General features: G+C 67.5%; 10 protein-coding genes. 3 read left to right on the top strand and 7 right to left on the bottom strand.

Annotation, left to right across the window (positions count from 1 at the left end; translation table 11 throughout):
* Nucleotides 1-12: 12 nt before the first annotated feature.
* Both yihA and hemB read left to right on the top strand, forming a co-directional pair.
* Nucleotides 13-696, top strand: coding sequence for a ribosome biogenesis GTP-binding protein YihA/YsxC (gene yihA, locus LZ005_RS11175; protein ID WP_237808133.1), 684 nt, complete (start codon nucleotides 13-15; stop codon nucleotides 694-696).
* 8 nt (nucleotides 697-704) lie between these two features.
* Nucleotides 705-1,706: a porphobilinogen synthase gene (hemB, locus tag LZ005_RS11170; RefSeq protein WP_237808129.1), complete on the top strand. Its 1,002-nt coding sequence runs from the start codon at nucleotides 705-707 to the stop codon at nucleotides 1,704-1,706.
* A gap of 26 nt (nucleotides 1,707-1,732) precedes the next feature.
* Here hemB and LZ005_RS11165 read toward each other — a convergent pair whose 3' ends face one another.
* The 6 genes from LZ005_RS11165 to LZ005_RS11140 form a co-directional block, all read right to left on the bottom strand.
* On the bottom strand, nucleotides 1,733-2,596 hold the full coding sequence (locus tag LZ005_RS11165) for a hypothetical protein (protein ID WP_237808127.1): 864 nt from the start codon (nucleotides 2,594-2,596) through the stop codon (nucleotides 1,733-1,735).
* Nucleotides 2,597-2,740: 144 nt separating this feature from the next.
* Nucleotides 2,741-4,600: an FAD/NAD(P)-binding protein gene (locus LZ005_RS11160; RefSeq protein ID WP_237808125.1), complete on the bottom strand. Its 1,860-nt coding sequence runs from the start codon at nucleotides 4,598-4,600 to the stop codon at nucleotides 2,741-2,743.
* Between the two features lie 72 nt (nucleotides 4,601-4,672).
* Entirely contained in the window at nucleotides 4,673-7,771 is a 3,099-nt protein-coding gene (locus tag LZ005_RS11155) for an efflux RND transporter permease subunit (RefSeq protein ID WP_237808123.1), read from the bottom strand.
* 1 nt (nucleotide 7,772) lies between these two features.
* Nucleotides 7,773-8,954: an efflux RND transporter periplasmic adaptor subunit gene (locus LZ005_RS11150; RefSeq protein ID WP_237808122.1), complete on the bottom strand. Its 1,182-nt coding sequence runs from the start codon at nucleotides 8,952-8,954 to the stop codon at nucleotides 7,773-7,775.
* 82 nt (nucleotides 8,955-9,036) lie between these two features.
* On the bottom strand, nucleotides 9,037-10,401 hold the full coding sequence (locus LZ005_RS11145) for an ATP-binding protein (RefSeq protein WP_237808121.1): 1,365 nt from the start codon (nucleotides 10,399-10,401) through the stop codon (nucleotides 9,037-9,039).
* Nucleotides 10,398-11,126 (bottom strand): response regulator, encoded by a 729-nt coding sequence (locus LZ005_RS11140; protein WP_237808120.1) that lies wholly within the window; start codon nucleotides 11,124-11,126, stop codon nucleotides 10,398-10,400. The genes LZ005_RS11145 and LZ005_RS11140 overlap by 4 nt, the downstream gene beginning before the upstream one ends.
* Nucleotides 11,127-11,300: 174 nt before the next feature.
* Between LZ005_RS11140 and LZ005_RS11135 the strand changes: the two genes are divergently transcribed.
* Nucleotides 11,301-11,774 carry a Spy/CpxP family protein refolding chaperone gene (locus LZ005_RS11135; RefSeq protein ID WP_237808119.1) on the top strand — a complete coding sequence of 158 codons (474 nt, stop codon included), beginning with the start codon at nucleotides 11,301-11,303 and terminating at the stop codon, nucleotides 11,772-11,774.
* A gap of 163 nt (nucleotides 11,775-11,937) precedes the next feature.
* Here LZ005_RS11135 and dsbD read toward each other — a convergent pair whose 3' ends face one another.
* On the bottom strand, nucleotides 11,938-13,767 hold the full coding sequence (dsbD, locus tag LZ005_RS11130) for a protein-disulfide reductase DsbD (RefSeq protein WP_237808118.1): 1,830 nt from the start codon (nucleotides 13,765-13,767) through the stop codon (nucleotides 11,938-11,940).
* Nucleotides 13,768-13,798: the final 31 nt, after the last annotated feature.

The raw sequence follows: 13,798 nt of genomic DNA, 5'->3' as shown, positions 1-13,798 counted from the left end.
TTTTTGCAATTTATGTCCAAACTCTGGCAAGCCCGGTTTTTCACCACGGTCAATCACCTGCGTGACTTACCGCAGACCCATGTGCCGGAGGTGGCCTTCGCCGGCCGCTCGAACGCCGGCAAATCGAGCTGCATCAACACCCTGTGCAATCAGAAGGGCCTGGCCTTCGCGTCCAAGACGCCGGGCCGCACTCAGCACATCAATTATTTCTCGCTCGGCGGGGCCCACGTGGCCATGCACCGCAAGGACCCGACCAAGGTCGAGGAGATCGAAGGTCTGCTGGTCGACCTGCCCGGCTATGGCTATGCCGAAGTCTCGGGCGGCGCCAAGCAGCACTGGCAGAAGCTGTTGGGCGACTACGTCCAGACGCGCGAGCAGTTGGCCGCCCTGGTGCTGATCATGGACGCGCGCCGTCCGTTCACCGAACTCGACATCCAGATGCTCGAATGGTTCGCCCCGACGGGCAAGCCGATCCACTGCATCCTGACCAAGGTCGACAAGCTCAACCGAAACGAGGCGAGCAATGCGCTGCGCCAGGCGCGCAGCGTGCTCGACTCCTACGTTTACGAAGACGGCGAGCCGCTGCCGTTCACCGTACAATTGTTTTCTTCGCTCAAGCGGGTCGGCATCGACGAAGCGACCGCCACGATTTTGCAACTGCTCGGCATCGACGACACGCCCGAGCCCACCGTCTAAGGATTGCCATGACCACCATCCTCAGCCCCTTCCCGGCCGGCCGCATGCGCCGCATGCGGCGCGACGCCTTCTCGCGCGCCCTGATGCGCGAGCACAGCGTCAGCGCGTCCGATCTGATCTACCCGGTCTTCATTCTCGAAGGCGAGAACCAGCGCCAGGCCGTCGGCTCGATGCCCGGCGTCGAGCGCGTCAGCGTCGATCTGCTGCTCGAGGTGGCGCGCGAATGCGTCGACCTCGGGATTCCGGCCCTGGCCCTGTTCCCCGTGATCGACGCCAGCCTGAAGACGGCCGACGGCGCCGAAGCGGCCAACCCGGCCGGCCTGGTGCCGCGTGCCGTGCGCGCGCTGAAGGCCGCCTGCCCCGAGCTCGGCATCATCACCGACGTCGCGCTCGACCCCTATACCTCGCACGGCCAGGATGGCCTGATCGACGCCAACGGCTATGTGCTGAATGACGAAACGACGGCCATGCTGATCCGCCAGGCCCTGTGCCATGCCGAGGCCGGCGCCGACGTGGTCGCCCCGTCCGACATGATGGACGGACGGATCGGCGCGATCCGCCAGGCGCTCGAAGCGGGCGGCCACATCCACACGCGCATCATGGCCTATTCGGCCAAGTACGCCTCGGCCTTCTACGGCCCCTTCCGCGACGCGGTCGGCTCGGCCGCCAATCTCGGCAAGAGCAACAAGGCCACCTACCAGATGGACCCGGCCAATGGCGACGAAGCGCTGCGCGAAGTGGCGCTCGACATCGCCGAGGGCGCCGACATGGTGATGGTCAAGCCCGGCATGCCCTATCTGGACGTGGTGCGCCGCGTGAAGGACGAGTTCAAGGTGCCGACCTTCGCCTACCAGGTCTCGGGCGAGTACGCGATGATCAAGGCGGCCGCCCAGAACGGCTGGCTCGACCACGACAAGGTGATGATGGAATCGATGCTGGCCTTCAAGCGCGCCGGCGCCGACGGCGTGCTGACCTACTTCGCCCGCGACATCGCCCGCCTGCTCAAATAAACGCGGGCGCCGCCCGCGCCTGCGCTTCAGCGGCGCGGCGGGCGGTACTCGGGGTACATTTCCTTCATCAGGAAGGCCATCAGCTGGGCCGTGTCCTCGGGCCGCGCCGACAATTGCACCTCGCGTCCGAGCCGGTGCGATTCCCAGATGAAGTCGCCCTTCTTCTCCTTGCGGATCAGCTCGATCATCTTCTTGATCACGGCCGTCTCGATGTCGGGCTCATTGCCCTGCTCGACCGTCAGCTGGGTCAGCCAGCGGCGCTTGAAGTTGCTGTTGAACCCGCGGAATTTCAGCTCGGCCGAGTGGTACTCGGTCTTCACCGAAAACACGCCGCCGGTATCGTTCGGATCCTGTCCGCTCTTGCCATTGAGCGCGGCGATATTCGCCAGCGCATTGCGCCGGCCGCGTTCGTCGTCGGTCTCGCCCGGCGCCGCCTGGGTCGCGCCGCGCGCCTTCTGGCGGCTGGCGATGTAGGCGGCCATGTCTTCTTCCACCGGTTTCGGGCTCGGCTCGGTCTTCTGCTTGACCTCCTGCACCGGCACCGGCTGCACCCGCACCTCGGTCGGCAGGGTGATCGTGTTTTTCAGGCGCTGCACGTCGGCCACTTCGAGCTTCTTCTGGCGCTGCTTGGGCTGGGGCTGCGGCTGGGACGGCTTGCCGGCCAGCGGGGCGATGTAGATCGCCTCCGACTTCTTGGCGCCCGACACCTGGTGGTACATCTTGTGCATCAGCGCGATGCTGAGCACCAGCACGTGGACGGCAATGGTGACGGCAATCGCCGTGCGGTTCGGACGGCGCTCGCCGAAACCGGGCGCGGCCTGGGGCAGCGGCTGGCCGCAGTGGGGGCATACGCCACTGTCCTGGTCCTCGGTATGGGAATGGTCGCGCAACAACAAGTCTCTCGGGGTACGGCTGGGGAATCCGGCAAGTGTGCCAGAGTCGGCCCGGTTTGGGAATTGCGCACGTACGTACGCCAGAACCCACAGACTAGCCGAAGTCGACCTTCACGGTTGTTACAGGTTGTTTCAACTGCCCTATAAAGTCTCGTCTGCCGCTACTGCGGCCGGTCCGCGGTGCGTCTGGCGCGCCTCGAGTTGGGAAAACAATTCGCGCACGGCGCGGTCGGCATCCTGAACGGCGCGCGAAGCCAGGCCGGGCCGCGGCAGCGCATGCGTGTAGTAGTGGGCGCCTTCGGTCAGGTAGCCGAGCGCCCACAGCGCGCTCTGGGCCTGGCCGTCGCGCCCGATCGGGTGGCCGGCACGGTCGATGTCGATCCCGCCCGGATGGAAGGGACCATTGCAGTAAGGGCGCACCAGGCCGCGCTGGAGCAGATTCTGCATCAGCGGCGCGCTGTCCTGCTCGGGCAGGCAGGGATCGAGGCGGGCCACGAGCAGCACGTCGACGCCCTCCTCCACCACGCGCCCGGGGAATTTGGAGCGCAGCAGGAACTGGGCGCGCTCGCTGTCCGTGTGCAGGCTGGGCTGGGGGCCGGCGGCGACGCGCACGACGCCGGCGTCGAGCAGGGCCAGCAGCTCGGCATTGCGCTGGCGCGGCGGCCCGAAGCTGATGCGGTTGATGATCGGGTTGTACAGCGACAGAAAGCGGCGGTGCGAGGCCGGCGTCAGGCCGCCGAACTCGACCGCCTCCTGCAGGCTGGCGCGCACATCGCGCAGCACGTCGGCGCAGGCCTTGAGCGGACTGGCGCAGTTGCCGCGCTTGGCCTCGCGCAGGTCGTCGCTGAGCAGCTGCTGGAAGAAGCTGGCAAACGCGGCCGGCTCGGCGAAGCTGCGTCCGGCCAGCGGAAACAGCAGGCCTTCGATCGCCTGGCGCTCTGCTGCGCCCAGCGTATAGCGGGCCGGGTCGGGCGCGCGGCCATCATGCGCGCAGCGCCAGGCATAGCCCATCTCCTTGAGCAGCAGCGGCAGCAGGGCGCGGTCGAAGTCGAGCTGGGGGCCGAAACGCTGGCGCAGGCCGGCAATGGCGGCGCGCGTGAACCAGTGCGGCTGGTAGCGCCCGCTCAGGCCCTTCTGGTTGATGCCGCGCGCGGCGGCCGGCAGGCAGTGGCGCGAGAACAGCAGGATCGCCGGTTCGAGCCCGCTGCGCGCGTAGCACAGGCGCTGGCCGACGCGCTGGAAGCGGCCGCCGCGTCCCACGCTCAGGCTGGCCAGCACATCCTGCGCCGTCAGGCCCAGGCCCTGCACGGCGACGCTGGCGTCGCTGGCGATGCGCTCGAGCGCGGCCATCGGATACGGCTGGCGCACATAGGCCAGCTTGTCGTTGTAGCGCACATGCTCGCGGGCGAAACGCGCGAGCACGTCCTCGTCTTCATTGAGCTGATTGCGGCAGTGGCCCGTGCACAGGAACAGGTAGTCGCTGGCGATGCAGTAGCCGCTGTCGAGTTCGACCTGGTAGCCGCCGCCCGGCAGCGCGCGCACATCGGCCGCCTGGTGGCGGTGGTGGCGCAGGCGGCAGGTCGGCGGCAGCACGCCGAGCAGGCTGCGGAAGGCCCAGTCCAGATACTCGCCGAGCAGGCAGCGCGGCAGGTAGTCGCCGTCCTCGATCGGCGCCCCATCGCTCGCGGCGGCGCGCACGAAGCGGCTGCCGATGCGGCGGTAGCCCTCGGCGCGCGCCCACTCGGTCAGCGAGGGCGTCGGCACCGGACACGGATGGGCCACCGCCTCGCGCCAGGGAAAAATCGTGACCTGGCTGGCGACGGTGTTGATCAGCAGGTAGTCGGCCTGCTGCGGCCAGTGCGCGCCGGGACCGCAGGCGCCCGGCTCGACCAGATGCAGCTCGAGCGCGGCGCCATTCACGCGCGCAAAGGCGAGCAGGCGTTCAAGGACGGACAGGCCGCGCGGGCCCATGCCGATCAGGGTGATGCGGGTGCGCTTCATCCGGGGCCGCCTTTACGAATGGAAACAGAGCTTCCATCCTAGGCAGGCCCCGCCGGCCCGCGTTGTCGGCAATCAAGCCTTGACCGGGCCTTCGAGCTCGTGCAATTGCTTGTCCGTCATCGGGCCCGAGCCGCTGTACTTGTCGAGCGCCAGGTAGATCACGGGCGTGATGTAGAGCGTGATCACCTGCGAGAACAGCAGACCGCCGACCACAGCCAGGCCGAGCGGCATGCGCAGCTCGGCGCCGGCGCCCAGGCCGAGGGCGATCGGCAGCGCGCCCATCAGGGCCGCCATGGTGGTCATCATGATCGGGCGGAAGCGCAGGATACAGGCCTGGCGGATCGCCTCGGCCGGGGCCATGCCCTCCTCGCGCTGGGCGTGCAGGGCAAAGTCGATCATCATGATCGCGTTCTTCTTCACGATACCGATCAGCATCAAGATGCCGATGATGGCGATCATCGTCAGATCCAGGCCGAACAGGCGCAGCGTGATCAGGGCGCCCACGGCGGCCGAGGGCAGACCGGCCAGAATCGTCAGCGGGTGGATGAAGCTCTCGTACAGCACCCCGAGCAGGATGTAGATCACGGCCAGCGCGGCCACGATCAGGATCACCTGGCTCGACTGCGAATCCTGGAACACGGCCGCGTCGCCGCCGTACTTGGTGATGATCGAGGGCGGCAGCTTCATGTCGCGCCCCATCTTCGTGATGTGTTCGGTCGCGACGCCGAGCGGCACGTCGGGCGCCAGGTTGAACGAGAGCGTGATCGCCTGCAGCTGGCCCTGGTGGTTGACGGCGGTCGGGCCGACCGTGCGCTGGACCGTCGCAAAGCTCGACAGCTGCACCAGCTGGCCGCTCTTGCTGCGCACGGCGATGCGCAGCAGCGCGTCTTCGAACTGGCGGTCGGCTTCGGCCGCCTCCATGATCACCGAATAGGTAGCAGCCGAGGAATAGATCGACGAGACCTGGCGCTCGCCGAAGGCCGAATACAGGGCGCTGCGCACGTCCTGCATCTGGACGCCGAGCACATTCGCCTTGTCGCGGTCGATCTTCAGGCTGGCCTGCAGGCCGCGCTGCTGCGAGTCGCTGGTGACGTCGCGGAAGATCGGGTCATTGCGCATCGCCTCCATGAACTTGGCGGCCCAGTCGTTCAGCGCGTCCGGGCTGACGCTTTGCAGCGTGTACTGGTAGCGGCTCTTGGACGGGCGTCCGCCCAGCTGCAGGTTCTGCGTCGGGCGCAGGTAGACTGCGATGCCGGGCACCGTGCGCGCCGCCTTGCGCAGGGAATCGAGCACCTCGGGCATCTTGGCGCGCTGGTTGCGCGGCTTGAGCACGATGAACATGCGGCCGGTATTGCCGCCGCCAGTGAACGAAGTCACGTCCTGCACGTTCGGGTCCTGCTTGATGGCGGCCGCGACGCGCGTCTGCAGGGCCAGCATGGCGTTCGAGGAGGTGTCCTCCGAGGCCTCGGTGCTGGCCTGGATCTGGCCGATGTCTTCTTCCGGGAAGAAGCCCTTGGGAATCGTCACATACAGCACCACCGTCAGCACGAAGGTGGCCAGGGCGATCAGCAGCACCACGTTCGGGTGGCGCAGGCCGATGTCGAGCGTGCGCGTGTAGGCGCGCGCCGTGGCGCCGAACAGGCGCTCGAAATGGCGTCCGATGAAGGTGTCGCTGCCCTCGGCGTCGTGGGCGTCGGCCGGCAGCAGGCGCGAGGCCAGCATCGGCACCAGGGTCAGCGAGACCACGGCCGACACCAGGATCGACAGCGAGACGACCACCGCGAATTCATGGAACAGCAGGCCGATCACGCCCGGCATGAAGAAGATCGGGATGAACACGGCCACCAGCGAAATCGAGATCGAGACGATGGTGAAGCCCATCTCGCGCGAGCCGCGCAGGGCGGCGCGGATCGGCTTCTCGCCCAGTTCGATGTGGCGCACGATATTTTCCAGCACCACGATGGCGTCGTCGACCACCAGGCCGACCGCCAGCGTGATGCCGAGCAGGGAGACGTTGTCGAGCGAGTAGCCGAGCCAGTACAGCAGGGCCAGCGCGCCGAGCAGCGAGATCGGCATCGTCACCGCCGGGATGAAGGTAGCGGCGGCGCGGCGCAGGAACAGGAAGATCACCAGCACCACCAGCACCACGGTCAGGGCCAGGGTGAAATTGACGTCGTGGATGGCTTCGCGGATCGAGACCGAGCGGTCGTTGATCAGATTGATCTGCACCGACTCCGGCATCTGGGCGCGGAACATCGGCATCAGCTTGCGCACGGCGTCGACCACCTGCACCGTGTTGGCATTCGGCTGGCGCTGCACCAGCAGCACGATCGAGCGCTCGTTGTTGTAGCTGCCGGCCGCCTTCACCGACTGGTAGCTGTCCTCGACCTCGGCCACGTCGGCCAGGCGCACCGGCACGCCATTGCGGCTGGCGACGATCAGCTCGCGGAACATGGCCGCGTTCATCAGCTGCGGATTGCCCTGGATGGTCAGGGTCTGGGCCGGGCCGTCGAGCTGGCCGAGCGGGGTATTCGCATTGGCCTGGCGGATCGCGGTTGACAGTTCGTCGAGCGAGATATTGCGCGCATTGAGCAGCTCGGGCTTGACGCGGATGCGCACGGCAAAGCGCTTCTGGCCATTGACCGTCACCTGGGCCACGCCGGGCAGGGTCGACAGGCTGGGCGCGATCAGGTTTTCGGCATAGTCGTTCAGGTCCGACAGGTTCAGCGAGGGCGAGGTCATCGCCATGAACAGCACCGGCTGGTCGGCCGGGTTGACCTTGCGGTAGGACGGCAGGTCGGTCATCTCCTGCGGCAGCTGACGCTGGGCGCGCAGCAGGGCCGCCTGGACGTCGACGGCGGCGGCATTGATGTCGACCGAGGCGTCGAATTCCAGCGTCAGTGAGGTCGAGCCCAGGGTGCTGGTCGAGGTGATCACGGACAGGCCGGCAATCGTCGAGAATTGCTTCTCGAGCGGCAGCGCGACCGAGGAGGCCATCGCCTCGGGCGAGGCACCCGGCAGGTCGGCCTGGACCGAAATGACGGGCGTGTTATAGCTCGGCAGGGCCGCCACCGGAATGTGCATGTAGGCCAGCACGCCGGCGAAGATCAGGGCCAGCGACAGCAGCACCACCATCACCGGGCGGCGGATACACAGCTCGGACAGATTCATCTCACTTGCCCTTTGCACTGGCGCTGGCGCTGCCGCTGGCGGCGGCGCTGGCCGGCTTGGCGGCCGGCGCGGGCTTGATCTTGCCGCCCGGGCGCAGGTTCTGTTTGCCTTCGGTGATGATCTGCTCGTCGCCATTGAGGCCGGCCACGGCGGCCTGGTCGCCAAACGCATGCAGGCGCTGGATCTTCACCTGCTTGGCGCTCTGGTCGGCATCGACCGCATACACGAAGGTGCCGCGCGTATTCGTGATGATCGCCGCCTGCGGCACCACGGTGGCGTCTTTGAGCACGCGGGTGGTCACGCGCGTCGTCACATACTGGCCCGGCCACAGGCCCTGGTCCGGATTGGCGAAGCGCGCCTTGACCTTGATCGTGCCGGAGGTGGCGTCGACGCTGTTGTCGACGAAGCTCAGCTCGCCGCGCACGGGCTTGCCGCCGGCGCCGACCACGGCGTCGACCGCCACCTTGCCGCTCTTCTGGGCGGCCAGCACGGCGCCCAGTTCGCCTTCGGGCAGGGTGAAGCTGACATCGATCGGGTCGAGCTGGGTGATGGTGGTCAGCGAGGTGGTGGCCTGGACCAGGCTGCCGGGGAAGACATTGATGCCGCCCACGCGCCCGGCCATCGGCGCCGTGATCACCGTGTAGCTGGCGGCCACGCGCGCCGCCTGGGCCGCGGCCTGGTCGGCCTGCAGCAGGGCGCGCGCCGCTTCCATGCCCGAGCGCAGGGTGTCGACCTGGGACGCGGCGATGAATTTCTGCGCCACCAGTTCCTGGGCGCGCTTGTACTGGCGCTCGGCGTCGGCCAGCTGGGCCTGGTCGCGCGCGACCTGGGCCAGGGCCTTCTCGAGATTGGCCTTTTCGTTGCGGTCGTCGAGCGAGAACAGCAGCTGGCCCTTGCGCACGAACTGGCCTTCCTGGATGTGCACGGTCTGGATCTTGGCCGCCGTCTGCGGACGCAGATCGACCACGGCCACCGGCGCCACCGTGCCCGTGGCCTGGACGATCACCGGCACATCCTGGCGCTGCGGCTTGACCAGATTGACCACGGTCGGCGCATTGCCGGGACCGTTCTTCGCCGCGGCGGCCGGGGCCGCGTTCTCATGACTTCCACCCTGCAGATACCAGGCGCCTGCACCCACAATGGCAGCCGCCCCCAGCCAACTGGCAATCGTCGTTTTCTTCATTCTCAGTCCAGATGTATTGTCCCCACGCGACAGCGCTCGGCATTGTCGCATAGAACTATTTCTATTGCTCTTGGCAAGAAGCTCAGCGGCCTCCGCGGTATTCAGGCAAGACCAGCTGCACCTCAAGCCCCCCGTCCGGGTGGTTGCCGATGGCGATGCTGCCGCCATGCTGCTCGGCGATGTTGCGGGCGATGGTCAGGCCCAGGCCGGTGCCGCCGGACTCGCGCGAACGCGAGCCCTCGACCCGGTAAAACGGTTCAAACACATGGGCCAGCTCGTCGGCGGCGATGCCGGGGCCGTGGTCGCGCACGCGGATGCGCGCGGCGCCCGGCAGGCGCTCGACCGTGACATCGGCCCGGCCGCCGTACTTGATGGCGTTGTCCAGAATATTGTTGAGGCAGCGGCGCAGGGCCATCGGCCGTCCCATCAGGGCCAGCTGCGACTGGCCCTGCAGCGTGATCTGCTGGCCGGCGTCGGCCGCATCCGTACACACGCTGTCGAGCAGCGAATCGAGGTCGAGCACCTGCATGCCTTCGCTGGTGTCCATCGAGCGCGCCAGGTCGAGGCCTTCGCGCACCATCGCCTGCATGGCCGACAGATCGTCGATCAGGCGCTCGCGCAGTTCGCGGTCGTCGACTTTTTCGAGGCGCAGGCGCATGCGCGTCAGCGGCGTCTGCAGATCGTGGGTGATGGCCGCCAGCATCTGGGTGCGCTGAAAAATATACTGGCGTATGCGCGCCTGCAAGGCATTGAAGGCGCCGGCCGCCTGGCGGATTTCGGTCACGCCCGTCAGGCGCAGCGGCGGCCGGTTGATGTCCTTGCCGAGGTCGGTCGCAGCCTGGGCCAGCTGTTTGAGCGAGCGGCTGGTCATGCGCGCCACCAGATAGGCCAGCAGGCCGATCGACAGCGCCAGGGTGATGATCACGGCCTGGCTGTCGGCCTTGCGGCGCAGCTGGTCGGGTACGGGGCGCGGCGGCAGCACTTTGAGCAGCACATCGTGGCCGTCGCGCAGGCGCACACGCAGCACTTCGCACACGCCGCGCCAGCGGGTCGGGCCGAGCAGCTCGGTGGCGCGGATCGGCGCATCGCATTCGGCCGGACGCTCACTGAGCGAGCGCACGTCGAACTCCTTGCCCAGGCGCTGGGACAGGCTGTCGCCGAACTCGGAGCGGGCCGGCGCCAGCGGCAGCGCGGTTTCATACGGCTCCAGCCGGATCGCCAGGGTATTGGCGACCGACAGGAACTCATCGCGCAGATCGAAGGGCACCACGTCGAGCGTGGTGACCAGGTGCTCGGAGCGCTCGAGCGCGTTGAGATCGCGTTCGATTTCGAGCGCACGCTGGCGCTCGCGCATATTGACCCACTGGGTCAGCGCGGCCGAGGCAATCCCGCCCAGAAGGATGGTCAGAAAGACCCGTCCCGTCATGGACAGGAAGAAAGCCCTCATGCAGCGGGCTCCACGCTCACCGACCCGGCCAGCACATAGCCGCCATTGCGCACGGTCTTGATGATCTGGGGCAGGCGCGCGTCCTCGCCGAGCTTCTGGCGCAGGCGGCTGATCTGGATGTCGATCGAGCGGTCGAAGGGATCGGCGTCGCGGCCCTGGGTCATGTTCAGCAGCTGATCACGGTTGAGCACGCGGTTCGGATGCTCGAGGAACACGCGCAGCAGGCGGAATTCGGCGCCCGAGAGCATGATCACGACCCCGTCCGGATTGATCAGGTGGCGCGCCTGCAGGTCGAGCGTCCAGTTCGAGAAGCGGATGTGCTGGATCTTGTCGGGCGCCAGGGCGGCCGGGGCGGCGGCGCTGCGGCGCAGCACGCTGCGGATGCGGGCCAGCAGTTCGCGCGGCTCGAAGGGTTTCGGCAGGTAGTCGTCGGCGCCCATTTCCAGGCCCAGGATACGGTCCAGCGGCTCGGCGCGGGCGGTCAGCATGATCACCGGCAGGCTCGAATTGGCGCGCAGCTTGCGGCACAGCGACAGGCCGTCTTCGCCGGGCAGGTTCAGGTCCAGCACCAGCAGATCGGGGCGCTGTTCGTCGAGCGCCTTCCACATGGCCGTGCCGTCGGGCACGCCGCGCGTGCGGTAGCCGTGGGTCTCCAGATAGTCCGCCAGCAGGGTGCGGATATCGCGGTCGTCGTCGACAATCAAAATGGTCGATACAGTGTCCATAGCCATCCATTATGGCGGCTTCGTGTAAAGCTGGATAGCACTCAATGTATCTCCGTGTATAAGCAGGCGCGGCTGAAACAGTTTGATACAAAACCGGTAAAAACCTTCACACAGGACTTACAGAACACGCGCATGATGGGCCACATCCCACCACGATTCGCGAGGAGTCACCGTATGAAAACCCGTACCGCCCTGCTGCTGGCTGCCAGCCTGTTCAGCGCCACCGCCCTGGCCCAGACCCAGCCCGCCCCGGGCCGCCACGGCGCCGCCGCGATGGCCGAGGCGATGAGCGCCGCGCGCGAGGCCCATCTGACCAAGCTGCACGACGATCTGAAGCTGACGGCCAATCAGGAAGCGGCCTGGACCGCTTTCAAGACGGCCATGACGCCGCCGCCGCGCACGGCCCAGACCCCGGTCGATCCGAGCACGCTGACTGCGCCGCAGCGCGCCGACCGCATGGTCGAGCGTGCCAAGACCATGCTGGCGCACGCCCAGGCGCACGCCGACGCGGTCAAGGCTTTCTATGCCGTGCTGACGGCCGAGCAGAAGAAGATTTTTGACACCGACACCCTGCATGCCGGCGGCCGTGGTCACGGCATGATGGGCCAGGGCCAGGGTCCGCTGCGCCAGATGCTGAAGAAAGGCTGAACGAACTCCAGACGGAGTACTTGGGTACGCGTTTGACCGGCGGCGCCACGCACATGGCCCGCCGGCTTTTTTTTGGCTCAGGAAAAAATGGGGTCAGACCCCATTTTTCCGCGCAGATAAATGGGGTCTGACCCCGATTTGTCGGTGAAGCAAGGGGCGGTGCTCAGGAACCGAGGGCCTGGAGCGAGCTGAGGAAGCGCTCCGGCGCCTGGTAGCCGACGATGCGGGCGCCGCCGATTTCCTTGCCTTGGCGGTCGAACAGGATGATGCCCGGCGGGCCGAACAGGCCGAAACGCTTGAGCAGGGCCTTGTCGTCGGCATTGTTGGCCGTGACGTCGACCTGCAGCAGCAGGGTCGCCGCCAGGCGCTGCTGGACGGCGCGGTCGGTGAAGGTCAGCTTTTCCATTTCCTTGCAGGACACGCACCAGTCGGCATAGAAGTCGAGCATGGCCGTGCGGCCCGGATTGGCGGCCAGGGCCGCCTCGAGCTCGGCCAGCGACTTCACGCGCGTGAATTGCAGCCGGGCCGGCGCCGCCGCGGCCCCGCCGCGGAAGTGGCCGAGCGGATCGAGCGCATCGCGTCCGCCCGAGACCAGGCCGACCAGCTGCACCGCGCCGAGAATACCGAACGCCGCCCCGATCGCCAGCGTGGCCCAGTGGCGGTTATGCAGCAGCAGATAGGCGCCATAGCCGAGGCCGAGCGCAGTCCAGCCCAGCATCTGCAGCACGGCCGGCAACACCGGCGAGACCAGCCACAGGGCCATGGCCAGCATCAGCACGCCAAAGCACTTTTTCACCGCATTCATCCAGGCGCCGGCCTTGGGCAGCAGCGAACCGGCCGAAATCCCGACCAGCAGCAGCGGCACACTCATGCCGACCGCCATCGAAAACAGGGCGGCGCCGCCGACCAGCACATCGCGCGTCTGGCTGATGTAGATGAGGGCGCCGGCCAGGGGCGCGGCCACACAGGGGCCGACGATCAAGGCCGAGATCGCGCCCATCAGGAACACCCCGGCCAGCTTGCCCGAGGACTGGCGGCCCGAGGCGTCGGCCAGTTTGCTCTGCAGGAAGCTCGGCACCTGCAGATCGTAGAAACCGAACATCGACAGCGACATGGCCACGATCAGCACACCGAAGGCGCCCAGCACCCAGGGGTTCTGCAGGGCCGCGGCCAGGCCTTCGCCGATCAGGCCGGCGGCGATGCCGAGCGCCGTGTAGACGATGGCCATGCCGAGCGCGTACGCGAGCGACAGCACCAGGCCGCGCAGGCGGCTGCTGGCGGCGCCCTCGCCCACGATGATCGAGGACAGGATCGGCACCATCGGCAGCACGCAGGGCGTGAAGGCCAGGCCCAGACCGATCAGGATGAAGGTGGGGATGATGACGAGCAGCTTGCCACCGCCGAGCACGCCGGCGATCTGGCTCAGCTCCGAGGCCGGTGCCGCGGCACTGGCCGCCGTCGCGGCAGCAGCGGGCGCGGGCGTGTCGCTGGCCGCGCTGGCGGGCGCGGGCGTTGCGGGCGCCGGCGCGACCGTGGGCGGCGCCGCCTCGGCCGTGGCCGCCGGGGCCGGCGCGCCGATCAGCTTGACCGGGGTCTCCATCGGCGCGTAGCACAGGCCGGCATCGGCGCAGCCCTGGCTGCTGACGCTCAGGGTGAACATGCCATTCGCCTCGACCGGCACGGTGATCGTCACGCTATTGCGGTAGGTTTCGACATTCTTGCCGAAGGTCTCATCGAACTTGACCTTGCCGGGCGGGAAAGACGGCTTGCCGAGCTTGGCGTCCTTGGCGGTAAAGGCAAAGCGCTCGCGGTACATGTAGTAGCCGTCGGCGATCTCGAAGCTGACCGCCACGGTATTCGGGTCGAGCATGCGGGCCGACATCTTGAAGGCGGCATCGGGCTCGAGATAATCATCGGCACGGGCCGGCTGCAGCAGGGCGCTGGCCAGGAACAGCAGCGCCGCCAGGGCGCGCAGGAAAGCGGAACGGATCATAGTGGCGTCATCCAGGAAACCAGGCGAGATA

Source organism: Massilia sp. TS11 (assembly GCF_022012445.1).
Lineage (GTDB): Bacteria > Pseudomonadota > Gammaproteobacteria > Burkholderiales > Burkholderiaceae_D > Telluria.
Note: the sequence above shows the minus strand (reverse complement) of the source record. Positions and strands in the feature narration are given on the sequence as shown.